This is a genomic window from Trinickia sp. Y13 (assembly GCF_029522115.1).
Lineage (GTDB): Bacteria > Pseudomonadota > Gammaproteobacteria > Burkholderiales > Burkholderiaceae > Trinickia.
Map to the genome: position 1 here is coordinate 27978 of NZ_JAKWFK010000005.1, position 25255 is coordinate 53232.

The 25255-nt window shown below is 62.9% G+C and carries 21 protein-coding genes and 1 pseudogene; 11 read left to right on the forward strand and 11 right to left on the reverse strand.

Annotated features, from left to right (window positions below):
• Window positions 1–16 precede the first annotated feature (16 nt).
• Both MMB74_RS10975 and MMB74_RS10980 read right to left on the reverse strand, forming a co-directional pair.
• On the reverse strand, window positions 17–784 hold the full coding sequence (locus MMB74_RS10975; protein WP_277428667.1) for a 3-hydroxyacyl-CoA dehydrogenase: 768 nt from the start codon (window positions 782–784) through the stop codon (window positions 17–19).
• 27 nt (window positions 785–811) lie between these two features.
• Window positions 812–2485 carry an acyl-CoA synthetase gene (locus MMB74_RS10980; RefSeq protein ID WP_277428668.1) on the reverse strand — a complete coding sequence of 558 codons (1674 nt, stop codon included), beginning with the start codon at window positions 2483–2485 and terminating at the stop codon, window positions 812–814.
• Window positions 2486–2621: 136 nt separating this feature from the next.
• Here MMB74_RS10980 and MMB74_RS10985 point away from each other — a divergent pair, with 136 nt between their 5' ends.
• Entirely contained in the window at window positions 2622–3638 is a 1017-nt protein-coding gene (locus MMB74_RS10985) for an AraC family transcriptional regulator (RefSeq protein WP_277428973.1), read from the forward strand.
• 65 nt (window positions 3639–3703) lie between these two features.
• Window positions 3704–4717, forward strand: a complete 1014-nt coding sequence (locus MMB74_RS10990) for a hypothetical protein (RefSeq protein ID WP_277428669.1) — start codon at window positions 3704–3706, stop codon at window positions 4715–4717.
• Between the two features lie 56 nt (window positions 4718–4773).
• On the opposite strand, the pseudogene MMB74_RS10995 reads toward MMB74_RS10990, so the two are convergent.
• The 5 genes and pseudogenes from MMB74_RS10995 to MMB74_RS11015 form a co-directional block, all read right to left on the reverse strand.
• Window positions 4774–4995, reverse strand: a pseudogene (locus MMB74_RS10995) (hypothetical protein); the annotation flags it as partial.
• A 13-nt stretch (window positions 4996–5008) separates the two neighbouring features.
• A complete protein-coding gene (locus MMB74_RS11000) occupies window positions 5009–5908 on the reverse strand; it encodes a transporter (RefSeq protein WP_277428670.1) in 900 nt (299 codons plus the stop codon).
• Between the two features lie 157 nt (window positions 5909–6065).
• Window positions 6066–7778, reverse strand: a complete 1713-nt coding sequence (locus tag MMB74_RS11005) for an FAD-dependent oxidoreductase (RefSeq protein WP_277428671.1) — start codon at window positions 7776–7778, stop codon at window positions 6066–6068.
• An 88-nt stretch (window positions 7779–7866) separates the two neighbouring features.
• Window positions 7867–9330 (reverse strand): benzaldehyde dehydrogenase, encoded by a 1464-nt coding sequence (locus MMB74_RS11010; protein ID WP_277428672.1) that lies wholly within the window; start codon window positions 9328–9330, stop codon window positions 7867–7869.
• Between the two features lie 148 nt (window positions 9331–9478).
• Window positions 9479–10450 carry a helix-turn-helix domain-containing protein gene (locus tag MMB74_RS11015; protein WP_277428673.1) on the reverse strand — a complete coding sequence of 324 codons (972 nt, stop codon included), beginning with the start codon at window positions 10448–10450 and terminating at the stop codon, window positions 9479–9481.
• Between the two features lie 474 nt (window positions 10451–10924).
• Between MMB74_RS11015 and MMB74_RS11020 the strand changes: the two genes are divergently transcribed.
• From MMB74_RS11020 to MMB74_RS11045, 6 genes are all read left to right on the forward strand, one after another.
• Window positions 10925–11692, forward strand: a complete 768-nt coding sequence (locus MMB74_RS11020) for a glucose 1-dehydrogenase (protein WP_277428674.1) — start codon at window positions 10925–10927, stop codon at window positions 11690–11692.
• 2 nt (window positions 11693–11694) lie between these two features.
• The gene (gene treF, locus MMB74_RS11025; protein WP_346780677.1) at window positions 11695–13338 is read left to right on the forward strand and encodes an alpha,alpha-trehalase TreF; all 1644 of its coding nucleotides are present in this window, start codon (window positions 11695–11697) and stop codon (window positions 13336–13338) included.
• Between the two features lie 121 nt (window positions 13339–13459).
• The gene (locus tag MMB74_RS11030; protein ID WP_277428676.1) at window positions 13460–13897 is read left to right on the forward strand and encodes a hypothetical protein; all 438 of its coding nucleotides are present in this window, start codon (window positions 13460–13462) and stop codon (window positions 13895–13897) included.
• A 1008-nt stretch (window positions 13898–14905) separates the two neighbouring features.
• A complete protein-coding gene (locus MMB74_RS11035; protein ID WP_346780678.1) occupies window positions 14906–15280 on the forward strand; it encodes a hypothetical protein in 375 nt (124 codons plus the stop codon).
• 252 nt (window positions 15281–15532) lie between these two features.
• Window positions 15533–17308 (forward strand): DUF6880 family protein, encoded by a 1776-nt coding sequence (locus tag MMB74_RS11040; RefSeq protein WP_277428975.1) that lies wholly within the window; start codon window positions 15533–15535, stop codon window positions 17306–17308.
• A gap of 271 nt (window positions 17309–17579) precedes the next feature.
• A complete protein-coding gene (locus tag MMB74_RS11045) occupies window positions 17580–18572 on the forward strand; it encodes a lysozyme inhibitor LprI family protein (protein ID WP_277428976.1) in 993 nt (330 codons plus the stop codon).
• A 73-nt stretch (window positions 18573–18645) separates the two neighbouring features.
• On the opposite strand, the gene MMB74_RS11050 is transcribed toward MMB74_RS11045, so the two are convergent.
• On the reverse strand, window positions 18646–19545 hold the full coding sequence (locus MMB74_RS11050; protein WP_277428677.1) for an SDR family oxidoreductase: 900 nt from the start codon (window positions 19543–19545) through the stop codon (window positions 18646–18648).
• A gap of 98 nt (window positions 19546–19643) precedes the next feature.
• Here MMB74_RS11050 and MMB74_RS11055 point away from each other — a divergent pair, with 98 nt between their 5' ends.
• The gene (locus MMB74_RS11055; protein ID WP_277428678.1) at window positions 19644–20519 is read left to right on the forward strand and encodes a helix-turn-helix transcriptional regulator; all 876 of its coding nucleotides are present in this window, start codon (window positions 19644–19646) and stop codon (window positions 20517–20519) included.
• The gene (locus MMB74_RS11060) at window positions 20509–21432 is read left to right on the forward strand and encodes a LysR family transcriptional regulator (protein WP_277428679.1); all 924 of its coding nucleotides are present in this window, start codon (window positions 20509–20511) and stop codon (window positions 21430–21432) included. Before MMB74_RS11055 ends, MMB74_RS11060 begins: the two co-directional genes overlap by 11 nt.
• Before the next feature lie 27 nt (window positions 21433–21459).
• Here the strand turns inward: MMB74_RS11060 and MMB74_RS11065 are convergent, their stop codons facing one another.
• From MMB74_RS11065 to MMB74_RS11075, 3 genes are all read right to left on the reverse strand, one after another.
• Window positions 21460–22242, reverse strand: a complete 783-nt coding sequence (locus MMB74_RS11065; protein ID WP_277428680.1) for a substrate-binding domain-containing protein — start codon at window positions 22240–22242, stop codon at window positions 21460–21462.
• 55 nt (window positions 22243–22297) lie between these two features.
• Entirely contained in the window at window positions 22298–23596 is a 1299-nt protein-coding gene (locus MMB74_RS11070; protein ID WP_277428681.1) for an MFS transporter, read from the reverse strand.
• 134 nt (window positions 23597–23730) lie between these two features.
• Window positions 23731–24651 carry a LysR substrate-binding domain-containing protein gene (locus tag MMB74_RS11075; RefSeq protein ID WP_277428682.1) on the reverse strand — a complete coding sequence of 307 codons (921 nt, stop codon included), beginning with the start codon at window positions 24649–24651 and terminating at the stop codon, window positions 23731–23733.
• A 164-nt stretch (window positions 24652–24815) separates the two neighbouring features.
• On the opposite strand from MMB74_RS11075, the gene MMB74_RS11080 reads away from it, so the two are divergent.
• The gene (locus tag MMB74_RS11080) at window positions 24816–25220 is read left to right on the forward strand and encodes a RidA family protein (RefSeq protein ID WP_277428683.1); all 405 of its coding nucleotides are present in this window, start codon (window positions 24816–24818) and stop codon (window positions 25218–25220) included.
• The last annotated feature ends 35 nt before the right edge of the window (window positions 25221–25255 follow it).

A 25255-nucleotide genomic window follows, 5' to 3' on the forward strand; every position in this document is an offset into this window, starting at 1 on the left:
TTCTCCAGTTCGAGTGTCAGCGTGGTGCCATGCGCAGCGCGCCATCAAGGCGGATGACTTCACCGTTCAGCATCGTATTGCCGACGATGTGGCGCACCAGCGCCGCGAATTCGTCCGGGCGGCCGAGCCGAGGCGGAAACGGCACGCTCTTGCCGAGCGCGTCCTGCACGTCCTTCGGCATGCCTGCCATCATCGGCGTCGCGAAGATGCCCGGTGCGATCGTCACCACGCGAATGCCGAAGCGCGCAAGCTCGCGCGCGATCGGCAGCGTCATCCCGACTACGCCGCTCTTCGATGCCGCATATGCCGCCTGCCCGATCTGACCGTCGAATGCAGCGACCGACGCGGTGTTGACGATCACGCCACGCTCGCCTTCTGCATTGGCGTCTTGCTTCGACATCGCGTCGGCGGCCAGCCGAATCATGTTGAACGTACCGATCAGATTGATCGATACCGCGCGCGCGAAACGGTCGAGCGAATGCGGCCCTTCGCGGCCGACGACCTTCTCGCCGGGCGCAACGCCCGCGCAGTTGACAAGCGCGTCGATGCGGCCGAACGCGTCGCGTGCGGCGGCGACCGCAGCTTGTCCATCGGCTTCGCTCGTCACATCGGTCTTCACGAAGCGTGCGGCCGCGCCGAGTTCATGCGCATGGCCCGCACCAGCGTCTTCATTAACGTCCAGCAGTACCGCCTTGCCACCTTCGCCGGCCACCATGCGGGCCACTGCGGCGCCGAGGCCGGAACCGGCGCCCGTAATCAGAAAAACGCGATCCTTGATATTCATTCGCAGTCCGTATTCAGTATTCGATCGTCAGGATTGAGCGGCCTTCTCAGCTTCCATCTTGCGCAGCACGAAACGCTGGATCTTGCCGCTCGGGGTTTTCGGTAGCGCGTCGACGAAGTCGATTGCGCGCGGATACGCATGTGCCGACAGCCGCCGCTTGACGTGCTGGCTCAGTTCGTCGGCGAGCGCCGGCGTGCCTTCGAAGCCTGTCGACAGCACGACGAACGCCTTGACGATCTCCGTGCGCTCCGGGTCGGGCACACCGATCACGGCGGCCTCGCTGACGGCCGCGTGCTCGATCAGCGCGCTTTCCACGTCGAACGGGCCGATCCTGTAGCCGGACGACGTGATTACGTCGTCAGCGCGGCCGATGAAGCTCACAGTGCCGTCCGGTTCGAGTTCGACGTTGTCGCCGGTCCGGTAGTAACCGCCCGCGATCGCCGGCGTGTGCTGCTGCCAGTAGCCGTGGAACCAGAGTAGCGGCGAGTGCGCGATGTCGATCGCGAGAGCGCCTGGCTCGCCGGGGCCGAGCTCGCGGCCGGCATCGTCGAGCACAGCGACGCGATAGCCGGGCATCGCCAAACCCGCCGAGCCGGGGTGCACGACGTGCGTGAGCCCGTGATGATTGTTCACGACCATCCCGAGTTCGGTCTGGCCGTAGTGGTCGTAGATCGGCACGCCGAGCGTCGCGTCGAACCAGCGCACGACCTCGGGATTCAACGGCTCGCCCGCGCTGCTGACGACACGCAGTTTGCCCTTGATGCGCGCCGCGGCTTCTGCGCCGGCCGCCATCAGCATGCGGTACGCGGTAGGCGAACCGGCGAGGCTCGTGATGCCGAGCCGCTCGATGACGTCGTAGGTGCTGTCGACCGTGAAGCCGCCCTCGTACAGCGTCGTCGCGTGGCCGAGCAGCAGCGGGCCCGTGATCGCGTAATAGAGACCATATGCCCAGCCCGGATCGGCGATGTTCCAGAACCGGTCGCTGTCGCGCAGGTCGACCGCGTCGCGCATGTACGCGCCGAACGCAAGCAACGCCCGCAGCGGCACCGGTACGCCCTTCGGCAAACCCGTCGTGCCTGACGTCGACATCATCATGAACAGGTCGGTGCCCTTGCGCGCCACCGGTTCGAACACGTCGGACTGCACGTCGAGCGCCGCGCGGAAGTCGATGTCGTCGGCCGGCGGCACGTCGCCGGATTCCCTCACCGTCGCGACCCGCGGACAATCGGCGACCTCGTCGAGCTTCGCGCGATTCGCGATGTTCGTGACGACCAGTCGCGCATTGCTCATGTGCAGCCGGTGCTCGATCGCTTTTGGTCCGAACGCGGTGAAGAGCGGCTGGTACACGGCCCCCGCGCGCCATGTGCCGAGGATCGTCGCGACCAGTTCGGGCGTGCGCGGCAACAGGCCGGCTACCACCTCGCCTGGCTTCACGCCGTGAACGACGAGCAGGTTCGCGACACGCGCCGACATGGCCTGCATTTGCGCGAACGTGAAGCTGCGGTGCTGGCCGTCGGCGTTGATGCAGTCGAGCGCGACGGCATTCGCGTCCGCTGCCGCATGCCGGTCGCAGCATTCGACGCAGGCGTTCAGGGCATGCTCCAGGTCGCCGTGCAGATAGGCTGCGGCCGTCTCGATACGGAAGCCGGCCACGGCGTCGGCGTAGGCCGGCGCCACCCGGGCGGTTGCTCCATCACGCATGCGTGTCTCCTGTTCGTTATGACCGCCGGCGAACCGGGGGCATGTAGACGATGGTAGACATCCGGTACATTGCAATCAATGACAAACAGAAACTAGAATCGTGATCGGTTTTGCCATGTCCGGGGGAAGAATGAAAATTGGGCCGCAGATGATCTCGCCGGATTTTGTCGAGGATGCGCTCGAGTGCCTGCGCCGGCAGCGGATCCCGACTGGGCCCGTGCTGCGCGGCGCCGGCCTGCCGGCCGTCGTGCGCGAGCCCGTCACGCCGCAACAGTATGGGCGGCTGTGGCTCGCGATCGCCAGCGCGATCGACGACGAATTCTTCGGACTTGCGGCGCGCCCGATGCGGCGCGGCAGCTTCACGCTGCTGTGCCATGCGGTGTTGCACGCGGGCACGCTGGATAAGGCGCTGCGGCGCGCGCTGAAGTTTCTGCGCGTGGTGCTCGACGAACCGCACGGCGAACTGGTAGTCGCCGATGGCCAGGCGCAGATCGTCCTGACGCAGTCGGGTGCGCCATATTCCGCGTTTGCTTACCGGACGTTCTGGCTGATCGTGCTCGGCGTCGCCTGCTGGCTGATCGGTCGGCGCATTCCGCTGCAGCGCATCGACTTCGCGTGCTCGAGCCCCGAGCAGCGCAGCGATTATCAGCAGTTCTTCGGCGTGCCCGTGCATTTCGATCGGCCCGACAGCCGGCTCGCATTCAACGCCGCCTACCTCGCGCTGCCGACGATCCGCTCCGAGCAGGCGCTGAAGACCTTCCTGCGCGGCGCGCCTGGCAACCTGCTCGTGCGCTACCGGCACGACACCGGCTGGGTGGCGAAGACGCGTGCACACTTGAAGGCGTTGCCGGCCGCGGAATGGCCGGACTTCGATACGCTCGCCGTGCGCCTGCGCACGACGCCTGCGACGCTACGGCGGCGCCTGCGCAGCGAAGGGCAGAGCTTCGCGTCGATCAAGGACGAACTGCGTGGCGCGCTGGCCCAGTCGCTGCTGCGCGCCCATACGCTGAGCGTTGCGGAAATCGCTGTCGAGCTCGGGTTTAGCGAGCCCAGTGCGTTTCATCGCGCGTTCCGCAAATGGACGGGCACGAGCCCGGGCGCGTTTCGCCGCGAGTGCCGATGCGCCGTTGACGCGGGGGCGAGCGCTGCATAGAGTGACTGGCGTGCAGCACATTTTCTTCGAGAGAATCGATGCTACCCATGCCGGGAGGAATTCGAATGAGAAAGTGGCAACGCATTTATTCGCGCACTATGGTGGCGAGCACGATCGCCGGTTGTGCAACGTTTGCCACCGTAGACCTTGCCCACGCGCAGAGCGACACGCCGAACCCGTCGGCCGCGCTCCAATCGTCACAGCGGACGATCGATGCTTATGCCGTGTTCGGCAACGGTCGAGCGACCGAGGGCGGCGACATGCGATGGCGCGCTTATGAAGTCGGCTTCGGCGATGTCATAAACGACTACCTTTCGGTCTACGTCGCTTATCTGAACGAGGGACATCCGAACGATCACCATCGTGACGGCTTTGCTGCGCTAGGCTCCTTTCGCTTGCCGATCAATGACCGTGTGGCGTTCGAACTATCGGCGGGGCCGTATTTCAGCATGGATACGACACACGTGGACAACGAGACGCGCAACGAGAAGCGGTGGGGCCTGCGTGCGTCGGCGGCAATGCGCTTTTACGTCGTCCCCAACGGCTTGTTCTTCAAGCTCCAATACAACCATGTTCAGATGATCAACGGGTTCAATTCGGACGCGGTGCTTTTCGGCATCGGCTCGGATCTTCGCGGCAATCCTGCCCCGGCGCTCTCCGACGGCAAGACGCAAGTGAGCGTATGGGCGGGAACTTCGCAGACGAACCGTCCTCAAGTGCCGATGGAAAAAGGCTACATGCTGGAGTTCAAGCGGCCCCTGGGTAACGCGTGGGCGTATTCGGCAAGCTTTGTCTATGAAGGCAATAACGGCGTCGCCGGTAGGAGAGGCTTGGCGGCGCAATTCTGGTATGTCGCGCCCGTCCTGAACAAATGGGTTTTATCGGCAGGCGTGGGACCCTATGTTTCACGCGACCGGAACGACCCCTCGGGCACAACGAGGCTCAATGCACTGTTGAGCGCGCAGGTGAGCTACCAAGTTACGAACAATTGGGCTGCGAGTCTGCGGTTCAATCGCGTCGCGACGGGCAATGATAAGGACCAGGATATGTTCATGGTGGGGCTGGCGCGCAATTTCTAGGAGGCATGTGCAAGCAAGCACTGGTAACCCGATGCACACACTCTTGATGCCCCTTGCTACCGAGGTAGAAGGTCTTGACCGGCCAAACGAATTTCGATCGCATTTGCAATTTTCACGTGATAGGGATTGTCGGCGGAGAAGACCTCATCGGAGATGCTGACAATGATGGTGCCCGTTTGCCTGCCGTTTTCCGTGACCGGCAACAGTTCCGCCGCCTCGGGTAACGCCTCGCTTGCGATTGCCGTCGGAAGATAGAGCATCCAGCCGGGGCTCGGTCGTGCACCGAGCCAGTCAGAAGATCTTCATGACACGAAGGTTCACACGCGTCGACTCGAGCGGCCCGTTATGCACCGAGATGTCGTTGCCGTAAGTTCCCAGCACCTGCCAAGTTTTGGCCGGAAACCACGCGAACCCGACCGAGAATTTCGAGGTATTGATCCGGTTGTCTTGCGATACGCCGTTGACATGCATGAGCCCGCCCATCGAGTACGACAAGCCAGCGCGCACGTCGAAGCTGTCGGTCACGTTGTAGCGCAACCAGGCTTGCATCTGCACGAGCGGATCCTGCGTCATCGTCGCATGCGCGGCCGTGTAATCGGAGTTGTGGCCAAAAACGGTTACGTCGCCGACCAGATCCAGCGTAAACCGGTCCACAAGCGGCGTGATGTAGCCGGCCTGCAGCGCGAATTTCCAGCGGTTTTCCCCGAGATTCAACGCACGGCTGTCGTTGTAGCTGCCCGTTGGCACATAGATGAACGGCGTGACGCCAAGGTAGCGCTTGCTGCCCGGATCGTTCATCATCCACACGGTCGCCGCGATAATCAGGTCGCCCACCCCGGTCGTGTTGCCGAGTGCGCTCAGGCTATTCGTTCCGCGAAGCGTGCCGAACGGCAGCAGGAATTGCGGATCGACCGTGAAATTGCCCAGCTTCATGTAATGGACATAACGGGCAATGCCGACATCCGAATCGAGGTTTCCGCCGCTAACGCGGTTGCCGCCGGCATAAATGCGGTCCCGTTCCACGTGCTGGTAATAGAGCAGCCCGAGATTCGTTCCGGCCGGCAGTGCCGTGTAATCGCCGGCGTCCACGTCGATCGCCATCGCCGGCTTGCCGCAAAACGCCGCAAGTGCCAATACTGCTGCCATCAATGCGTGGCGCACACGCCCACCGCCTTTTTCGATCGTCTCCATCTGCTTTTTCTCCTCTTGTCGATTGATGCCGAAGTCCCCCCTGCCGACCGGCTATGAGCCGTGGCATGTCCGGTGCGTCGGCTGCGCACCTGAGATCGTTACGGGGGAGTGACCGTGCGGCGAAGCGGGGCGCGTCAGGAAGGCTTCGCCGCAGCGTCTATGCGCGGACGATTTGCGCGAGCCGCTCGCCGATGATCACGCTCGGCGCCATCGTGTTGCCGGTCGTGATATTCGGCATGACCGATGCATCGGCTACGCGCAAGCCGCGAACGCCGCGCACGCGCAACTTCGCATCGACGACGCTGCCGGGATCGCTGCCCATCGCGCAACTGCCGACGAGATGGAAATACGTGCCTGTCGCATTACGCACGAAATTTTCCATCGCGCCGGCGTCGAGAGGGCCCGGCACCACTTCGCGTTTGACGAATTCGGACATATCCTGCGAATTGCCGATCTCGCGACACAATTCGACGCAACGGATCAACGCCTTCATGTCTTCCGGCTCGGCGAGGTAATTCGGATCAACGTTCGGTGCGGCGCGGAAATCGCTCGACATCAATTTCACGCGCCCCGTGCTCCTCGGCTGTACTAGGCCCGGCGCGAGCGTCCACGCGGCTTTGGGAATCTGGCGCTGCTTCGCGATCGTGTCCGTCACGAACGGGACTTCAATCTGGAACGGCTGAAGGTCCGGCACTTTGAGCCTCGCGTCGCTCTTCCAAAACAACGTGCATTCGGCCAGATTGTTTCGCGGCGGCAGCGCGTCCTTGTATTCCCACACGCAGCCACCGAGCAGAATATGGTCGCGCAAGTTGCGGCCGACGTTCGGCGAATGGACGATCGGCTTGATGCCTAACCCGCGTAGTTCCTCGGCATCGCCGATGCCCGATAGCATCAATATCTTCGGCGTGGCAACCGTGCCCGCCGAAAGTACGATCTCCTGGCGCGCGGCGATCCGCTTCTCGTGTTTCTCGCGATTTCCATGGATGAAGCGGACGGCGCTTGCCCGGTCGCCGTCGAGATCGACGCGCACGACTGTCGCATCGGTCAGCACGGTCAGGTTTGGCCGCGCGAGCGCATGACGCAAATAGGCGGCAAAGACCGTGTGGCGGCGCCCATCCTTGATTAAGGCTTGAGCGATCCCACAGGCCCCGGAGCCTTCCATCGCTTCGGCGTTGATGTCGTTTGTCGAGGGAACGCCGGCCTTGGCCGCGGCCGCCATCATGGCAGGCGCGATCGGATTCGGGCTCGGCAGCTTTTCGACATACACGTTGCCGCCCTTGCCGCGCCAGCGCGATGTTGGCCCCTGCCAATCCTCGATCTTGCGATAGATCGAGAGAACCGAATCGTAATTCCACCGCGCATCGCCGGTTATCTCGGCCCACTCGTCGTAGTTTGCTTTGTGACCGCGCGCCCAGACCATCACATTGATTGCGCTGCCGCCGCCGATGCCGCGGCCCATCGGCAACGGAATCGTGCGCCCATTGCAATGTGCGGCGTCGGTATAGTCATAGACGTAGCTGGTCGGCGAGCCGATGTTGGATGGCCAGAGCGCGGGATCTTCGACGCTTTTTTGCTCGTTCCAGCCTCCCTCTTCGAGCAGCAGCACGGTCACCGACGGGTCCTCGGACAATCGAGATGCGACGACACAGCCGGCGGACCCCGCTCCAACGATGACGTAGTCGTAACTCGCCTTGAGCGCGCGCGCGTTGTGCGCTTGATTGGTCACGGCGCGCTTTGCCTCTTCGGCATAAACGTGCGCGGTCGCGGCCGACAGGCCAGCTGCCAATGCGATGCGCATGAAATCGCGGCGCTTCATCTTGCCTCGAAAGAGCGCCTCTTCCGCGCGCGCCAGCATTTCACCTCGGGACATTTCCGAACTTTCATCACGCTCCACTTTCCGTCTCCTGTCTCACTTTTGATTTTGGTGCTTCCATTCCCCGGGCCTTGCCTTGGGCGCCTCAGAACGGATATTCGATCGGCGAATCGACCTCGCTGATCCATTGCGTCTGAGTGAACGCTTCAACATTGGCTGGTCCGCCGAAGCGACCGCCGTTGCCTGACGCGCCCATGCCGCCGAACGGGACCTGGAATTCGTTATTGACGGTTTGGTCGTTGATATGGACCATGCCCGCACGCAATCGCGTCGCGATGGCCATGGCCGCGGAGCGCGAGCGTGAGTGGATGGCGGCAGCGAGCCCGTAATCGCTCGCATGCACGAGCTCGATCGCCTCTTCGTCCGAATCGAATGCGATGACGGGCGCGACAGGTCCGAAAATCTCCTCGTGGAAAGCGGGCATCCGCGCCGTGACGCCGGCGAGCACCGTCGGTTCGAAAAAACGGCCCTGGCGCCGTCCGCCCGCCAATACCTGTGCCCCGGCCTCGACGCTCTCGCGCACGATGCGCTCGACGCGTTCGGCCTGGCGCTCGTTGATCAGCGGCCCGATATGGACAGGCCCCTCGGCCGGGTTGCCGACGACGAGTCGATTTGCGCGCGCGGCGAGCGCCTGCGCGTAACGGCTCGCCACGCTCCGATGGACGAGATGACGTCCTGTTTGCATGCAGATCTGCCCTTGGTGCAGGAACGACCCCCATGCCGCACAGCTTGCCGCCTTGTCGAGGTCCGCGTCCGCGAGCACGATCAGCGGGTTGTTGCCGCCCAGCTCGAGCTCGACCTTCTTCAACATCCTCCCGCATATCTCTCCGATCTGGCGACCGACCGCGGTCGATCCCGTGAACGAGATCATGCTGACCTCAGGATGCCGGACGATGGCGTCGCCCACGGACGGCCCGCCTGGCAACATCTGCAGGACGCCCGCCGGCAAGCCCGCCTCGGCAAAGAGTTCGGCAATCAAGGCACCGCCTGTGATCGCGCTCTGCGGGTCGGGTTTGAGCACGACGGCGTTACCTAGCGCTAGCGCCGGCGCCACGGAGCGCATGGCCAGCAGCAGCGGAAAATTCCATGGCGCGATGATGCCGACGACCCCGACCGGTATGCGGCGCCACGCATTCCTGCGTCCGGGCATCGCGGACGGAAAGAGCAGGCCGTCGGGCTGCATCGGCAACGCGGCGGCCATCAGCAACTGCTCGTATGTCGCATCGAGCTCCCACTGCGCCTTCGGCGCGATCGAGCCGCACTCCCTGACGTTCCAGTCGAGGAATTGCTGCGCGCGCGCCTTGAGCAACCTCGCTGCTTCATGGAACACGGCGGCACGCTTGTCGAAAGGCAGGACTGACCAGGTTCGCTGGGCGTCGACGGCGCGGTGCACGGCCTCGCCCACGTCGTCATGCGCGGCCATGCCGGTCGTCGCGATCTGCTCTCCGGTTGCGGGTTCGATGACGGCGTGGGGGCCGCCTCGGCCTTCCACCCATTCGCCGAGAAATACCTTCCCGGCCCAGTGCTCGTGGCTTGCTGCATGCGTCATGCGCGTCTCCGGACTGTGCGTCGTGTCTACGTTGCTGTTCGAGCGGCGCCGTTTTGCGGATGGGCGCCGGTGCGATGATCATCGTGGAGTTCGGCGTGCCGCAGTTGTCCGGATTTCTTCTATTTCTTGTCTATAACGTGCGTTGCAGTCACTGGCCACAGCGAACGGCTGTTTCTTGTCCCACGCTGCTTTCGCGAAACTCGCGCGGACTGAATCCATAGCGCTGGCGAAAGAGCCGGCTGAAATGCGCGGCGCTCGCAAAGCCGCAACGCCACGCCACTTCGTCGACGCGCAGCCGCGCATGCCTCGCGGTACCGAGCATGTCGTGCGCGCGTTCGAGGCGCTGGCTCCAGAGGTGTCGCATCAGCGACGTTCCCTCGTCGCGAAACAGGCGGTTCAGGTAACTGACGGAAAGGCCAACGCCGTTTGCGATCTTCGCCGCGTCGAGTCCTTCGTCGCCGAGATGCTCGACAATGTAACGCTTGATGCGAAAGAGGACGGCTTCGGCGGTGCGGCCCTGTACCGAGGACGTGCCGCGATGGATGACGACATCCATGAGGTCGAGGATCTGTCGGCTCAGCAGTGCCTTCGTGCTTGCCTCGAGTCGGTTGTGATAGGAAGCGATGAGCCGCACCATGTCCTGCACGAGCCGTACGTCGGCCGATTCCGTATCGGGCGCGATCCAATGATTGAGCTGGCTGCGGTAGCCGCGCTCGCGCAGCGCGGCTTTCGGACAAGTCAGCACGATGAGCTGCGTGTCTGCGTCGACCGATTCGACGAACGGGCGCGCGGGATCGACGATCACGAGATTGCCCGAGCGAAAGGCGCGCTGTTCGCCGTTTTGCTCGAACACCGCGTGGCCGCCGATCACGAGCTTCAGAAATAGGCTGTCTTCGCTGACTTCCTTGCGGCGCTGCGGCGCCAATGTCTGCCGGCTCATGCAAACGCGGGCGACCTTCACGTCACCCACTTCGCAGACCTCGATCGCCGAGCCCCAACGATCCCCGGGTGCGTGCTCGCAGCGCAAGCCGTAGACGCTTTCGAGCATGTCGCGCCACCGCGGGAACGCGACGGCACTCGAAGGAGGCGCGTCGGTCAGCGCGATCGAATCGGTACTCATGGGGATTCCTCTTGCGGGTGGTCGACCGGAAGAGTCGCATGGATCATTCATGCAACTTAATGCATGATATGGGCGGTATGATGAAGTTCAATTCATGTAAACGCGTAGGCGGTCGTACGTGCGCCCACCAAGAGGTCGCGGACGCTGCCCACGATACGGTGGGACAGTCGCTGGCAACAGCAGCGTTGCCTCAGCGCGTCCGGCTGTCCCGTGGCAGCGGGAAGGGTCATCATGGCTGCGTCATGCGTTGCTGACGGGAGATCGCGCGCCCGTGGCGCATGCGCTGTTGCTTGCTCCCCGGTTTGAGAGTGCCGACGGTTTTCTCGATGGCCTCGCCTCGCGGCGTGCCGAGCACCCTGTCGCAGCCTGGCAGCCCTTCTCGAAGTTTTATCGTGGGCCTGCGAATTGCTCTCGGTTTTATAAGAGGGACATATTCATCCATTGCACAGCAAAGGAGTCAGTATGGAAAAAGCAATGAGATTGCAAGGAAAGATCGTATTCGTGACCGGCGCGGGCCAGGGTATCGGGCGCGCCGTGGCCGTACGCTTGGCACAAGAGGGTGCAAAGGTCATCGTCAACGACCTTCATGACGACAACCGCGCCCAGCAGACGCTGGCCGACGTGCGCGCCGCGGGCAGCGACGGCTGCATCGTGGCAGGCGATATCAGCGCCACGCAAGCAGGCCGCGGACTCGTCGATGAAGCGATAAAGAAAATGGGCAGCATCGATGTGCTCGTCAACAATGCCGGCGTGGAGCACAATGCACCGTTTCTGGATGTGAGCGAAGAGGATTACGATCGAGTGCTCGACATCAATTTGAAAGGGGCATTTTTCATTACGCAAGCATTCGTGAGTCATTTGCGCGATGCGCAGCGCGGCGGGCGCATCGTCAACATTAGCTCCGTGCATGAGGAATTGCCGTTTCCGCATTTCGCTAGTTATTGCGCCAGCAAAGGCGGAATGAAGATGATGATGCGCAATCTCGCGATCGAGCTTGCGCCGCTTGGCATTACGGTCAACAACGTGGCGCCCGGTGCGATCGGCACATCGATCAACGACCGCTTGTTGCATAACCCGACGCAGCTTAATGCGCTGCTCGGCAACATTCCCCTCAAGCGGTTGGGCAAACCGCTCGACGTCGCGAACGCGGTGCTGTTCTTGGCGTCGGACGAGGCCGATTACGTCACTGGCTCGACACTCTACGTCGATGGCGGCTTACTCTGGAACTACGCTGAACAATGAGCATGACGATCGCTGCAGACAAAATGTTGGCGACCGGCGGCGCGGCGCCCGACGTCGAACACGTCGCGCGCGCGGATGTCTTGACGCCGGCCGACCGTTACCAAGAACTGTTCGTCGCCGTGCAGATGGCGCGTGTGTTCGACGACAGCAAGTCGTTTACCGATTGCGTGCCGCTCGCGGATCCCGCCGAGATCATGCGGCGTTATCGCGCCGATCATGGGCTGCCCGGTTTCGACTTGAAGGGCTTCGTGACGCGGCATTTCAAGCGCGAGTGCGCGCCGGCCGAACATTACGTGGCGGACACGAGTCAGACGCTCGCCGCGCACATCGATTCACTGTGGCCGGTGTTGAGGCGCGAGCCTCGCCACCACCCGGCGAACAGCTCGCTATTGCCGCTGCCGCACGATTACGTTGTGCCCGGAGGACGTTTCAGCGAGATGTACTACTGGGACTCCTACTTCACGATGCTGGGTCTAGCCGAAAGCGGACGACACCATCTGCTGCGCAGCATGGCGGACAACTTCGCTTTCTTGGTCGATCACTACGGACATATTCCGAACGGCAACCGAACGTATTATCTGAGCCGCTCCCAGCCGCCCGTATTTGCGCTGATGGTCGACTTGTTTCAAACGCACGGCGTTCAGCCGGCGCTCCGGTATCTGCCGCAACTCAAGCGCGAACACGCCTACTGGATGGAAGGCGCCGAAGGTCTGGCGCCAGGCGAGGCGGCGCGACACGTCGTGCGGCTGCCCGACGGCGCGCTCTTGAACCGCTATTGGGACGAGCGCGATACGCCGCGCGACGAGGGATACATCGAAGACGTCGAAACGGCGGGGCGCAGTGCGCGCCCGAAAGGAGAGGTGTATCGCGAGTTGCGAGCGGGCGCAGAGTCCGGTTGGGATTTCAGCTCTCGTTGGCTTGCCGATCCGAACGACCTATCGACGATTCGAACCACGTCGATATTGCCGATCGATCTGAACAGCTTTCTCTACAAACTCGAGACGCAGATCGAAAAGCTCGCCCGCGCGCACGGCGATGCGTCGACGGCCGATGCGTTCGGCAGTCGAGCGCAGGCGCGGCGTGGCGCCATCGATCGTTACCTGTGGAGCGAGAAGGACGGGGCGTTCGTCGACTACGACTGGCAGCTCGGCGTGCAACGCGAAGGGCTCAGCGCGGCGCTCGCCGTGCCGCTATACGTCGGCCTCGCGTCGAGCGAGCAGGCGCATCGCGCCGGGCGCGCGCTCGAGTCACGATTGTTGGCGGCGGGTGGCGTGAGAACGACCGAGCAAGCGAGCCAGCAGCAATGGGACCGATCCAACGGATGGGCGCCGCTGCAATGGATGGCGGCACGCGGGCTGATTCGCTACGGCGAGCGGGCGCTCGGGCGAGAGATCGCTCATCGCTGGCTCGCTACGGTGGCGGCCGTTTATGAGCGCGAGTTCAAGCTCGTCGAAAAGTACGCGCTGCATCGGGACGTCGATGCGACCCACGGCGGCGGTGGCGGCGAATATCCCTTGCAGGACGGCTTCGGGTGGACCAACGGCGTCGTGCGCAAGCTGCTCGATGTGCATCCCGAACACGAGGCACACAGCAGTCGTGCGGGGGAGCCGCGTCGGCGCGCCTCGGGGTCCGTGGCATCAAGTTAAGCCAACCAGCCTCCGAGATTTCGTTACATCTCTTACGGTCTTCGGACCGTCAAGCAACATTTGCCTTTCGGTGGCTCGTTATACTGCGCGCCATTATTCAAACGAAGACGAAAGGCCTCATATGTTGAAGAAAAGCGTTCGGATTGCCGCCTTCGCGGCGTTGGCTGCATTGAGCTCGCTGCCGGCTTTCGCCGGCGATTTGAACAATGCGCTGGGCGGGGCACTGGGTGGTGCGGCCGGCGCTGCCGTTGGCGGCGCGGTTGGGGGCAGCACCGGGTCGGTCATCGGGGGCGCCGTGGGCGGCGGCGCAGGCGGCGCCATTACCTCGAATCGCCGTGAGCGCACGGGTGCGATCGTAGGCGGCGTGCTGGGCGGCGTCGCCGGCGCGGCGGCAGGCAATGCGATGGGCGGACGCGCCGGTGGCATCATCGGCGCGGCTGCTGGCGGTGGAGCAGGCTCGGCGCTCGGAGGCCACATCTCCCGCGCGAATTCCTACGCCAACGACTACCGCGCGCACCCGAGCGGGCGCCATCGCAAGCACCATCATCATCACGACTAACACCGCGTCGTGGAGGGCTGCCTTTGCGGAGGCGGCCCGTCACGAGCGACTAATCGGCCTTCTCCGACGCACCGCATTCTCTCTATTGATGGCCTCCCTTCCTGGAGAGCCGCAATCTTCGCAAACAGATCGTCGAACGAAGACGAACGCTCGTCGAACCTCATGGGCATCATAGCCCTGCGCGTGGCGGGACGCCGCCATGCGACCCACGCATCGCTGCGGAAATGTCGTAGACCGCGAACATGGGTGACACATACTGTATTTATATACAGTATCATTCGTTCAATGCGCCTCAGTCGATAGCGCATTGAGGAATCGGGCATGTTCGACCGCACAGGACTGTGCGGGCTGTGGTGGCCCATATATCGGCGAGGATATCGCCTGTACAGGGGTGATCCGATTCGGTTTGAAGGCAGGGAGATGAGATGTTGCGTGTTCTGTTCTTGACGTTGCTGGCAGGAGCTTCCGTCGCCCATGCCGGCGAACGCTATCGCGAGGTGTGGAATCCGCCGGAGGCTAGGCACGCACTGCAATCGCCCCACAAACTTCGCCATAAGCCGGCCGCACGCCAACTGTCTGCAAAGCGGTCGACGAAGAGGAAGCCGTCTCGCGTGACTGCATGCGCTCCCACGCCGGCCAAGCACGGGCATACCCGCCGCGCTTTACGCATCAATGCCGGGTCGCATTCGGGGGAGCTACGGTTCCGGCCAACGCCCAAAAGTAACGTGCTGCGCGTCGATTTAAACAACGCCAGGCCGCAGGTGGTTCGCTGATGGATGCGAAACGACGGGAATCGCAAGACGCTTACGCCGAGCAATCGACTCGAGCACCCGTCAGGATGTCTAATGTACATCTACGATGTGCAACATACATCCGTCCATGAGTGAGTGAGCGGTCAGCGTTGCGGCCGTTCACAAGGTATTGGCGTTGCCGGCATGACCGCGTCGAATTCATAATCCGCTGCGCGTGGTACCGCTGGGCCGCGGCGGCATCGCGATACGACAAGATGTGACCCTCGTCACCGATCGTACGGGCCAGCGGCTTGATCCTGGCGGTTATGACGATCACGAGATTTTTTTTCGACTAAGCTCGAGCGCCGCCGCAAGGCGGCTTTTTCATATGAAATACACGGCACCCACAGCCGAAGACTTCCAGCGCCTCAAGAGCAAACTCGCTTACACCGGCGAACACATGGCTGAGCTTTTCGGCGTCGCCGGAGGGCAGCAGTGGCGCAAGTACACCGGTGGCATTACCCCGCGGGAGATGAGCCCACAAATGCTGTTCTTTGGCGCGGCGCGGCTCGTGTTGACGGACGATGAGTTCGCTCGGGTGCTCGAGAAGATGCGCGAGATCGGTGCCACGATCGAAGTGAAGCGATCGTAACGAAACCCTAGCCGTCACCCCCGCTTCGGCGATATGCGCCCGGAGCCGTTCTGCTCCTCGCGCGTTCCCTGTTGCGCGCAAAGTAAAAAGCGACGGTAGCTGCGGGCGTTGAGGAAGAACCAGACCGCAGGCTGCATACCTCGGCTGGAAGGAGCGCATCGCCGTGCCGTGGGCGACTGCATCGCCAACCCCGGTATCATCGCGTCTGTGCGCCGCCCGTCGCGGCATTCTCAGTTTTTTGCCAGCCACCGGATGTTGCAATCTAAAAATCTCTCCGAGGTTCTCTCTCTTGCCGAAGTCCTGACGTTGGCCGATGCGAAGACCTTTGCGCGTGGCAAGGCCTATTTCCACGATGGCGCAGTCTCTTGCCTCGGAGAGTGCGACGGCGCGGTTCACGCCAACGTAACCGGCACGCATCGTTATCGGGTCGAGTTCGCCGTCGATGGCGATGGCGAGCTAGCGTACGACTGCACGTGTCCAGTGGGCAACGACGGATTGTTCTGCAAACATGCTGTCGCTGTCGCGCTCTCGTGGCTGGAGAACTCTGGCGAAGAGGTGTTCCATGCCCAGGAGGCGGCCCCCGAGAAGCCCCGCAAAAAGAGGACAACCTACGAGGAAACGATTCGCGAATATGTTGCGACGCTGGACAAGGATGCACTTCAGGCATGGTTGCTCGAAGCCATCGAACGCGATCTGACGCTACGCGATAAGCTGTTGTTCGCCGCGCGAGCCGCAGGAGCATCCGATTTGCCCAGCATGAAGGCCGCCGTCAGGCAGGCGTCTCGCATTTCCCGACCACTGGGATGGCGCGAGGCGGGCGCATACGGCGATGGCCTAATGTCGCTGGCGGGCATGCTGCGCCAGAGGCTGTCCGGGCCTCAAGCTGCACAGGTGGTCGAACTGTCGGAGCTGGCAATTGCGGGCGCCGAAACGAGCCTCGAACAGATTGACGACTCCGGTGGAGAGGTGATGCCGGCGATTCTCGAGCTGGCATCTGTCCACCTCGACGCCTGCAAGTTGACCGGACCGGATCCGGTGAAGCTTGCGGAGCGGCTCTTCCGCTTCCAGACGGAAGGCAAGTGGGACACCTTCTATAACGTCCTGCCGGCGTATGCGGGGCCGCTGGGAACGGATGGATTGCGCCGCTATCGCGAACTCGCCAACGGGGCGTGGGAAGGGCTGCCCGCGCTTGCGCCTGGCCAAGAAGTCCGACGGTCGTACGACTCGCCGCGCATGCAGCTCGAACATGCGATGGGGGCGCTGGCCGAACTCGACGGAGACGTTGATGCGTTGATTCGCATTCGCGCCAAGGACCTATCGAGTCCGTACCGCTTTCTGCTGATAGCGGAGCTCTGTGTGAAGCACGAACGTGCGGACGAGGGGCTCGCGTGGGCCGAGCGCGGCATCAAAGAATCCGAGAAGAGCTTTGACCAGCGCCTGCTCGATTTCTGCATCGACGCGTATCTGCGTCGCGGTGAGTTCGACAAGGCCGATGCGTTCGCGTGGCACCGCTTCGAAATCCGTCCCACAGCCGAGGCGTTTCCCGCCTTGATGAAGGTTGCTGCGGCCACTGGCAGGTATGACCAGACACGGGAGCGCGCTCTCACGCACCTCTGGGCCCTCGTCACGGAAGAGGAGGCAGTCGCAAAATCGAAGCGCGATGCCTGGCAGCGATCGACACGGACCGAACTGGTCAGAATCTTTCTTGCTGGAAAAGAGAACGACAGCGCATGGGAAACGTTTACCGGCGGCTCTGTCGCAACACAGCTATGGCCGGAAATGGCGGCTGCCCGTGGCAAGACCCATCCTCGCGACGCTATTGCCCTCTATCATCGGCTGCTGCCGCTCGCCGCCGAGAACGGTACGCGCAACGCGCGATATGACGAGGCGTTTGAAATCGTGCGGGCCATCGGCACGCTGAGGGCGAGGCTGACCGAACATGCCGAGTTCTCCCGCGAGCTCGAGGAGATTCGGGCGGCGTATCGCGCGAAGCGAAATTTCATCAAGCTGTTGGGCAAACTGTCCTGAAGCCAGCAGCATCGTAATCGTCCGTCATCGAAACGGGCGAGGGGATCGCGTGTCGTGGCCAAATCCCGAGCACGGCGCTGCAGCCGCGTGTGCCAGTCGGTAGACTCTGCGTCATGCCTTACCATGCGTCGTACCTGATCGCCCGAGCACGTGCCGCTCAACGGCGCGATCGAATTGCTTCCCCATACGACGAACCTACGAGGATTCGACAATGCCCCGACTCGCTCTATTGCGCCGAGCCCCACCGTTCCTGCATGTAATCGGTTTGACGGTGCTAACGGCGCTGCCGCTGGTATGCCGTGCGGCTGGGTTTGATTGCGCGAAGGCCGCTTCGCCGACGGAGAAAGCGATCTGCGCCACCCCTGTGCTTTCGCAGTTCGATAGTGAACTCGCGAGTGCTTGGAAGGCCTCGTTGGTGCAGAGCCAGAATGGCTCTGGGCTCAAACGCGCGCAGCAGCAATGGCTACGTTTGCGCAACGCCTGCGGCGACGACAAGTCATGCATCGCCGACCGATATAAGGAAAGGTTGGCGGCGCTGGCGGGGACCCCGCTTGCCCAGGACAGGTGGGAGCAGACGTGGACGTTAAACAGCGGCAACCCGACGCAAGGCGGCACGCTGACTTTCTCCGGCGCGGCGCCCCATTTGCATTTTTCGATCTCCGCATACGATGGGGCGCATACCGGCGAGAACGAAGGTGACATCACCGTGCATGGTGAAACGGCGGACTATCGCGACGCCCAGGGATGCAAGCTGACCTTCGCTCGCCGCAACGAAAGCATCGACGTGAAGGAGGCGAGCGGTCCAGAAACCTGCGGTGAGGGGATGGGCGTGTCCTTTGGCGGCAGATACGTCACCTTTGCCGCGATGAACGCGAAGCCGTCGGCAGATCTCGTCAGCCTTCATGTACTTGGCGATCGTAAGGCGGATGACGCGGCGCATGCGCTGCTCGGCGGCGACTACGATGCATTGGTATCGACGATCAATCTTCGCAGCGATGCAGCCGACTTGGATCATCTGGGCACGAAGGTGCAGCAGTTCTTCGTGCGCGGTCTTGCAAACACCAATGCATCGATCGTGATGAGTCGCGACGGCGAGTTTTGGATCGGTCTGCTGGTCTTCGACGGCAACGACAAGGTGCGGATGCGGTACTACACGAACGTGGCCGCTTGGAACAAGAAGGTGCCGAACACCATTCTCGCGTGGCGTAATCAGATCGACCGCGGTATGCCGATCGATATCATCACTCGATGCCCGTCTTGCTGACTTTCTGTGCCGTCGCGAGGGGGGATTTGTTGAAGCCCCAAGACCTGGGGCAGGCGTAACCCACCCCCGACGCTTACGCCGCCTCCCTCGCATAACGCGCTTCGTTCAAATCGGAGATGAGCGTTGGGCCCGTCGGCTTCCAACCCAAACGCGCCTGCGTCAGCGCACTCGATGCAGGCATGTCGAGTGCGGCGAACATCGCCATCCATCCGAAATACGCTTGCGCCTCCTCTCGCGCAATCGAGACGACCGGCACGTTCAATCCGCGCCCCAATGCCTCGGCGATTTCTCGCGCGCTGATGCCTTCTTCACCAACGGCGTGATAGCGCACGCCGCGCTCGGCTTTCTCGATGGCGAGCCGGTACAGCCGAACGACATCGGACAAATGCCCGGCGGGCCAGCGATTGAGGCCGTCTTCCACATAGGCGGACACGCCTTTCTCGCGCACGATCTCGATGAGCGGCGTAATGAGGCCCTGCCTGAAGGGGTTATGCACTTGCGGCAGGCGCATCACGGATACATTGACGCCCGCCTCGAGCAGCGCATTGCCGGCCAGCTCCGATACGATGCGCGGATTCCGGTGCGCGGTGTTGAACACGTCCTCGCTGGCCGGTTGCCCATCGTCGCGGCTGCCGGCGCCCGTGCCGGACGTCAAAAGAAGAGGGCGATCGGATCCAACCAACGCCGAGCCCAAGGCTGCAATCGCGCGCCTGTCTTTTTCGCAGTTGTCGACGAAGCGCGAGAAATCGTGGTCGAACGCGAGATGAATGACGGCGTCCGCCTTTTCCGCGCCGCGACGCAAGCTGTCGGGGTCTTCGAGCGTGCCGCGATGAATCTCGGCGCCCGCCGCGGCCAACGCCTGCGCGCCTGAATCGGAGCGCGTCATGCCGATGACCTCGTGACCCGCCCCGATCAATTCGGGAACGAGAGCCGAGCCGATGAAGCCGGTTGCGCCTGTCAGAAAGATTCGCATCGTAAAGTCTCCTGGGTAATCACCCGGCCACTATGCGATCATTCGATATCCTGTTGAAGTAGTGACCTTATCCTGGTAAACCGGCTAACAGGCTTGTCATGTCAGCGAACGTCGCCCCCACCCTTGGAGAATTTTTGCGCAGCCGCCGCACGCGGCTCGATCCGGCCAGCTTCGGTTTTTCCGGCCGCAGGCGCACGCCCGGATTGCGCAGAGAAGAAGTGGCCCAACGTGCGAACATCAGCGCCGCCTGGTACACGTGGCTCGAACAAGGCCGGGGCGGCGCGCCTTCCGCGGAGGTGTTGGAGCGCATCGGCGCGGCGCTGATGTTGACGGATACGGAGCGTGAGCACCTCTTCATGCTGGGCCTCGGCAGGCCCCCTGAAGTTCGCTATCGCGCGGTAGCGGGTGTGAACCCGCGGTTGCAACGGGTGTTGGATTCGCTTGACGCGAGCCCAGCGATCATCAAGACCGCGACCTGGAACGTCGTGGCGTGGAATCGCGCCGCGGCGCTCGTGCTCACGGACTACGCCGCTTTGCCGCCCGGTGAACGCAACATCCTGCGGTTCCTGTTCGGCAACCCGGCCGTGCGCGCGAGACAGCACGATTGGGAGAGCGTCGCGCGCTTCGTCGTCGGGACGTTTCGCGCCGACGTGGCGCGCGCGGGGCTCGCCACCGAGGTGGGTGATCTCGTCGAAGATCTGTGCCGCACCAGCGCGGATTTCGAGCGCATGTGGCGCGAGAATCATGTGCTGAGCCACGGTGAAGGAGAGAACGTGAAGCGTTTGCTGCATCCGGAGTTGGGCACCGTCGAGATGGAGTATTCGCTGTTCGCCGTCGATGGCCGGCCCGACCTGAGCATGCTCGTGTACACGCCGTTGCAGCCGCACACCGCGGAGCGTATCCGCGCGATGTTGCGCGCGCCCGCCATCGATGGCGCTGCCCTCAAGGCGCGGGGGGAGACACATGGCGATTAACTTCGATTTGAACGACTTGCAGGCGTTTCGCGCGGTGGCGGAGTTGGGCAGCTTCCGCAAGGCGGCCGAGGCGGTCAACATTTCCCAGCCGGCGCTGAGCCGCCGCATCGACAAGCTCGAGGAGGCGCTCGGCGTGCGTCTGTTCGAGCGGACCACGCGTAGCGTCACGCTCACCACGATCGGCCGCGTGTTTGCGCCGAGTGCCGAGCAGTTGCTCGACGATCTCGATGTCGCGCTGCTCGGCATCCGCGACGTTTCATCGAGCCGTCTTGGGCATGTGACGATTTCTTGCGTGCCGTCGGTGGCCTATTACTTTTTGCCGAACGTCATTGCGAATTATCGGCGGCGTTTTCCGCGCATCAGGGTCAGGCTGCTCGATGCGAGCGCGAACGAGGTGCTTGGCGCGGTGATCAGCGGCGAGGCCGATTTCGGTGTGAGCTTCATAGGTAGCCAGGAGCCGGAGATCGAGTTCAAGCTGCTGCTGCAGGACCGGTTCGTTGCCGCTTGCCGCCGCGACCATCCTCTGGCCCGCAAGAAGCGCGTGACTTGGAGCGAGCTATACGAGCACGAGTACGTATCGGTGGGTAAAACTTCCGGCAACCGCCTGTTGCTCGACCAAGCGCTGTCGGCCGTGGCGCCCAGTGCGCCGAGCGTCTGCGAGACGCGGCACGTCACGACCATGCTCGGCTTGGTCGAAGCGGGGCTCGGCGTGGCCGCCGTGCCGTCGATGGCCATGCCCGGTGCGAACCATCCCATTCTGACGAGCGTGCCGCTCGTCGAACCGGTGGTGAAGCGGCGCGTCGGAATCGTCAGACGCCGTGGCCGCCAGCTCACGCCGGCCGCTCAGGAGTTTCATCGAATGATGGTGGGCGCCAAGCGCGGCGGCATGACGAGCGGCGATGCGCCGGAGTAGCGCGGCAAGCCGCCGTTCCAGTTTGCATCATCGAGTCGAAACCGAATCGAGTCCGGTCGACTTCACTTCGCTTTGCACGCCGGGTGAAGCGAGGTAGTCGAGCAACGCTTTCGCTTCCTTCGGATGCTGCGCGTGGACCGGAATGCCGGCGGCGAACCGCGTGACCGATTGCAGCGACTCCGGAATCTTGCCGACGAAGGCCGCTCCCTTGACGGGCAACAACTCACTCACCTGCTGGAAGCCGATTTCGTAGTCGCCGTTGGCCACCACCGATGCCACGGGTATTCGCGGAATCATCTTCGCCTTCGACTTGACTTGATCTTCGATGCCGAGTTTCTTGAACAACTCCCGCTCGATATAGACGCCGCTCGCACTATCCGAGTAGGCGATCGACTTGGCATGCAGCAGCGTCTGCCGCAGGCCTTCCACCGTGCTGATGTCGGGCTTCGCGGCGCCTTCGCGCACGACCATGCCGATACGCGAATCGGCCAGCTCCACGCGCGATGAGGGGATCACCTCGCCCTTGCGGATCAACGCGTCCAGCGCGTACCCAACCATGATGACGGCGTCCGCAGGCTCACCGCGTTCGAGCCGGTTGGGGATGGCTTCGGGCGATTTCCCCATCGACGGGCCGAGCGCAGTTTCGAGCGTGTCACCTGTCGCCGATGCGAACTTTGGGCCGAGCACCTTATACGCGGCCGTGAAGCCACCGGAGGTGATGACATGGAGGTCGGCGGCATGCACGTTCGTCGCAGCGGCCGAGCCGGCGACAAGCGCCGCCGCGCAGAGTTTGAGCAGCAGGTTTCTCATGATCGAGGTCGTGTGGAATTTGGGGCGTTCGGATTTAGGCCGAACAAGATGCCGCTCAATGCGCCGGTGTCAGCGTTGCCGCGCGGCGGCGATAGAGTGCGAACGTGGAGGCAAGCGCGCAAGCCGCGGCGAAGCTCATCCAGTAGCCGGGTGCGGCTTTGTCGCCCGTCATGTGAATGAGCGCCGTCGAGATCGCCGGCGTGAAGCCGCCGAATACGGCCGTCGCGAGGCTGTAGGCGAGCGAGAAGCCCGCCACGCGCACCTGTGCCGGCATCACTTCCGCCAGCGCAACGATCATCGCGCCGTTATAGACGCCGTACATGAACGATAGCCAAAGCAGGACCAGCAGCATGTTGACGAAGCTCGGCGCATGAGCGAGCAGCGACAGCGCCGGGTATGCCGTGGCAATGTTGAGCAGCGTCATGGCGACGAGCAGCGGCCGGCGGCCGATCTTGTCGGAGAGGGCGCCGCCGATCGGGAGCCATACGAAGTTCGACACCGCGACACAGAGCGTGACGAGCAAGCTATCGGCGGTGCTCAAGTGCAGAACCGTCTTGCCGAACGTCGGCGCATAGACCGTGATGAGATAGAAGCTCGCGGTGGTCATCGCCACTAGCATCATTCCGGCGATCACGACTGCCCAGTTCTCCACCAGCGTCCGGAACACTTCATTCATGCTCGGCCGGTGCGTGCGCGCGTTGAACTCCTGCGTTTCCTGCAGATTGCGTCGCAGCACGAAGATGATCGGCACGATCATGCAGCCGACGAAGAAGGGCACCCGCCATCCCCACGCCGCGATGGCCGCTGCGTCCAGCGATCGATTCAGCGCAAAGCCGAGGGCTGCGGCCACGACGATCGAAATCTGCTGGCTTGCCGATTGCCAGCTCGTGAAGAAACCTTTGCGGCCGGGCGTGGCCATTTCGGCAAGATACACCGACACGCCGCCGAGCTCCGCTCCCGCTGAGAAGCCCTGCAGAAGCCGGCCGATCAGCACGAGCGCGGGCGCCAGAAGGCCGATCGTGGCGTAACCCGGCACGAACGCGATCAGGACGGTGCCGCTCGCCATGATGGAGAGCGTGACGATGAGACCTTTGCGGCGGCCGACGTCGTCGATGTACGCGCCGAGCACGATCGCGCCGAGCGGGCGCATCAGGAAACCGGCGCCAAAGACGGCGAACGTCATCATCAACGCCGCGAAATCGCTTCCCGCCGGGAAAAAGACGTGGGCGATTTGGGTCGCATAGAATCCGAACAGAAAGAAATCGAACTGCTCCAGGAAATTCCCGGCTGTGACGCGAAAGACCGTTGCGGCCTTCGAGCGCGCGGACGAAGCGGTAGAGGGGGCGGGGTGCATCGATGTGTCTCCTGAAATCCCGAGAAAATGCGGGGAGCCGCTCTTCGTCGTTTCAGGAATGTTCGCCCGCAGCCGGTAAAACGATAAGTGCAATGTTTCGAACGATTGATGTTTTTTAGTTATCAATCAAAAAATCATTTTCGCCAGGGCGCGGGGTCCAAGGCTTGTTTCGCGGCTTCCAAAAATACGCGCTGACGAATCGTCAGGCCCTGACGCGTGGGCGTGAGGGCGATGACCGGCGCGGGTTCGAGCCGCCATGCCTGCAACACGCGCTTGAGCTTTCCCTCCGCGATCAGCCGCGCGCAATCCCATTCCGAGCGCGCGACGACGCCCAGGCCGTCCATCGCCCAGTCCCTCACAACGGTGCCATCGTTCGAAGACAACGCGCTGTTCAACCGAACCGTGACGGCTTTGCTGATCCGTTTGCCCGCGGCATCGTGTTGAGTGAAACGCAGACGGGTCACGTCTTCATCGTTCTCCCGCAAGGTCAGGTAGGCGTGCAGGCTGAGTTCGGAAGGATGCTTGAGCTTCGACAGGGTGCGCGCGAAGGCGGGGCTCGCACACAAGAAGCGGTCGTTCGGGGCCAAATAATGCCCGACCCACGACGACCCTTTGATGTGGCCGATGGAAATGACGACGTCCGCACCTGCCGCGGCAGCGAGCGGGCTTTCGACCAAGATGAGCGAAATCGCGAGGTTCGGGTGCGAGCGATATAGGTCGCGAACCAGCGGCGCGATATATTCGCGACCGAACCCGAACGGCGCCACGACGCGCAGATGCCCGCTCACGCCGCTCGCCTCTCCGGAAATACGGGAAGGAATCGACTCGATCCGCTCTAGAATGTCGATGGCTTCCTGAACGAGGCGCTGGCCCTCGTCCGTGAGGGAAATCCCCCGCGCCGCACGCGTGGCAAGGCGCACCCCCATGCGCTCCTCGATGCGCTGAAGCCGCACCGTGACCGCGGGCGGCGTTAGATCCAGCAGCCTCGCGGCCGCGGCAAGCGATTGCGATGCACCGAGCGCGCGGAGCAGTTGCATGTCTTCCAGTTGAAGCATTAAGCACCCGTTAACGATGAATTCATCGAATATTAAACACGGGAAAAATATTTTTTCCTATAGTGGCTCACGCGCTTGACGCCGTACGTTGGCCGCAAAGGCGGCAGCTTGCCGACTTTGCCCAGGCAGCGATCGGCAAATTCCTTACCCTATGAGTGGTCCACATGGATAAAACTGAACATAGCGAGCCGTGCCCGCGGACGATCAATCCAGCGGGGCTCGCAACGCCTGGCGGCCACTACAGTCACGTCTCGATTGCGAACGGGATGGTTTTCGTGTCGGGGCAACTGCCGATCGACTCGACGGGACGCAAACTCACGGACAAACCGTTCGAAGCCCAGGCCGAGCAGGTGTTGGCCAATCTCGCTTCGGCGCTGGCCGGTGCGGGCACCCACATCGCGAAACTGGCGCAGGTTCGTGTCTATATCGTCGATATCGGGTATTGGGCAGCGTTCAACGAGATTTACGCGCGGTGGGCGGGCGAGGCGAGACCCGCTCGCGCCATAGTCCCGGTGCCGGCGCTGCATTTTGGTCTGAAGATTGAAGTCGAAGCGGTGGCATTGGTGTAGTCGGGCCGATCGAATCGATGCGGAGCAACTGTGGC

What these genes read in the sequence shown, in the direction of transcription:
- MMB74_RS10975 (WP_277428667.1), bottom strand. Translation starts at nt 784, where the DNA reads ATGAATATCAAGGATCGCGTTTTTCTGATTACGGGCGCCGGTTCCGGC.
- MMB74_RS10980 (WP_277428668.1), bottom strand. Translation starts at nt 2,485, where the DNA reads ATGCGTGATGGAGCAACCGCCCGGGTGGCGCCGGCCTACGCCGACGCC.
- MMB74_RS10990 (WP_277428669.1), top strand. Translation starts at nt 3,704, where the DNA reads ATGAGAAAGTGGCAACGCATTTATTCGCGCACTATGGTGGCGAGCACG.
- MMB74_RS11000 (WP_277428670.1), bottom strand. Translation starts at nt 5,908, where the DNA reads ATGGAGACGATCGAAAAAGGCGGTGGGCGTGTGCGCCACGCATTGATG.
- MMB74_RS11005 (WP_277428671.1), bottom strand. Translation starts at nt 7,778, where the DNA reads ATGTCCCGAGGTGAAATGCTGGCGCGCGCGGAAGAGGCGCTCTTTCGA.
- MMB74_RS11010 (WP_277428672.1), bottom strand. Translation starts at nt 9,330, where the DNA reads ATGACGCATGCAGCAAGCCACGAGCACTGGGCCGGGAAGGTATTTCTC.
- MMB74_RS11015 (WP_277428673.1), bottom strand. Translation starts at nt 10,450, where the DNA reads ATGAGTACCGATTCGATCGCGCTGACCGACGCGCCTCCTTCGAGTGCC.
- MMB74_RS11020 (WP_277428674.1), top strand. Translation starts at nt 10,925, where the DNA reads ATGAGATTGCAAGGAAAGATCGTATTCGTGACCGGCGCGGGCCAGGGT.
- treF (WP_346780677.1), top strand. Translation starts at nt 11,695, where the DNA reads ATGACGATCGCTGCAGACAAAATGTTGGCGACCGGCGGCGCGGCGCCC.
- MMB74_RS11030 (WP_277428676.1), top strand. Translation starts at nt 13,460, where the DNA reads ATGTTGAAGAAAAGCGTTCGGATTGCCGCCTTCGCGGCGTTGGCTGCA.
- MMB74_RS11040 (WP_277428975.1), top strand. Translation starts at nt 15,533, where the DNA reads ATGTTGCAATCTAAAAATCTCTCCGAGGTTCTCTCTCTTGCCGAAGTC.
- MMB74_RS11050 (WP_277428677.1), bottom strand. Translation starts at nt 19,545, where the DNA reads ATGCGAATCTTTCTGACAGGCGCAACCGGCTTCATCGGCTCGGCTCTC.
- MMB74_RS11055 (WP_277428678.1), top strand. Translation starts at nt 19,644, where the DNA reads ATGTCAGCGAACGTCGCCCCCACCCTTGGAGAATTTTTGCGCAGCCGC.
- MMB74_RS11060 (WP_277428679.1), top strand. Translation starts at nt 20,509, where the DNA reads ATGGCGATTAACTTCGATTTGAACGACTTGCAGGCGTTTCGCGCGGTG.
- MMB74_RS11065 (WP_277428680.1), bottom strand. Translation starts at nt 22,242, where the DNA reads ATGAGAAACCTGCTGCTCAAACTCTGCGCGGCGGCGCTTGTCGCCGGC.
- MMB74_RS11070 (WP_277428681.1), bottom strand. Translation starts at nt 23,596, where the DNA reads ATGCACCCCGCCCCCTCTACCGCTTCGTCCGCGCGCTCGAAGGCCGCA.
- MMB74_RS11075 (WP_277428682.1), bottom strand. Translation starts at nt 24,651, where the DNA reads ATGCTTCAACTGGAAGACATGCAACTGCTCCGCGCGCTCGGTGCATCG.
- MMB74_RS11080 (WP_277428683.1), top strand. Translation starts at nt 24,816, where the DNA reads ATGGATAAAACTGAACATAGCGAGCCGTGCCCGCGGACGATCAATCCA.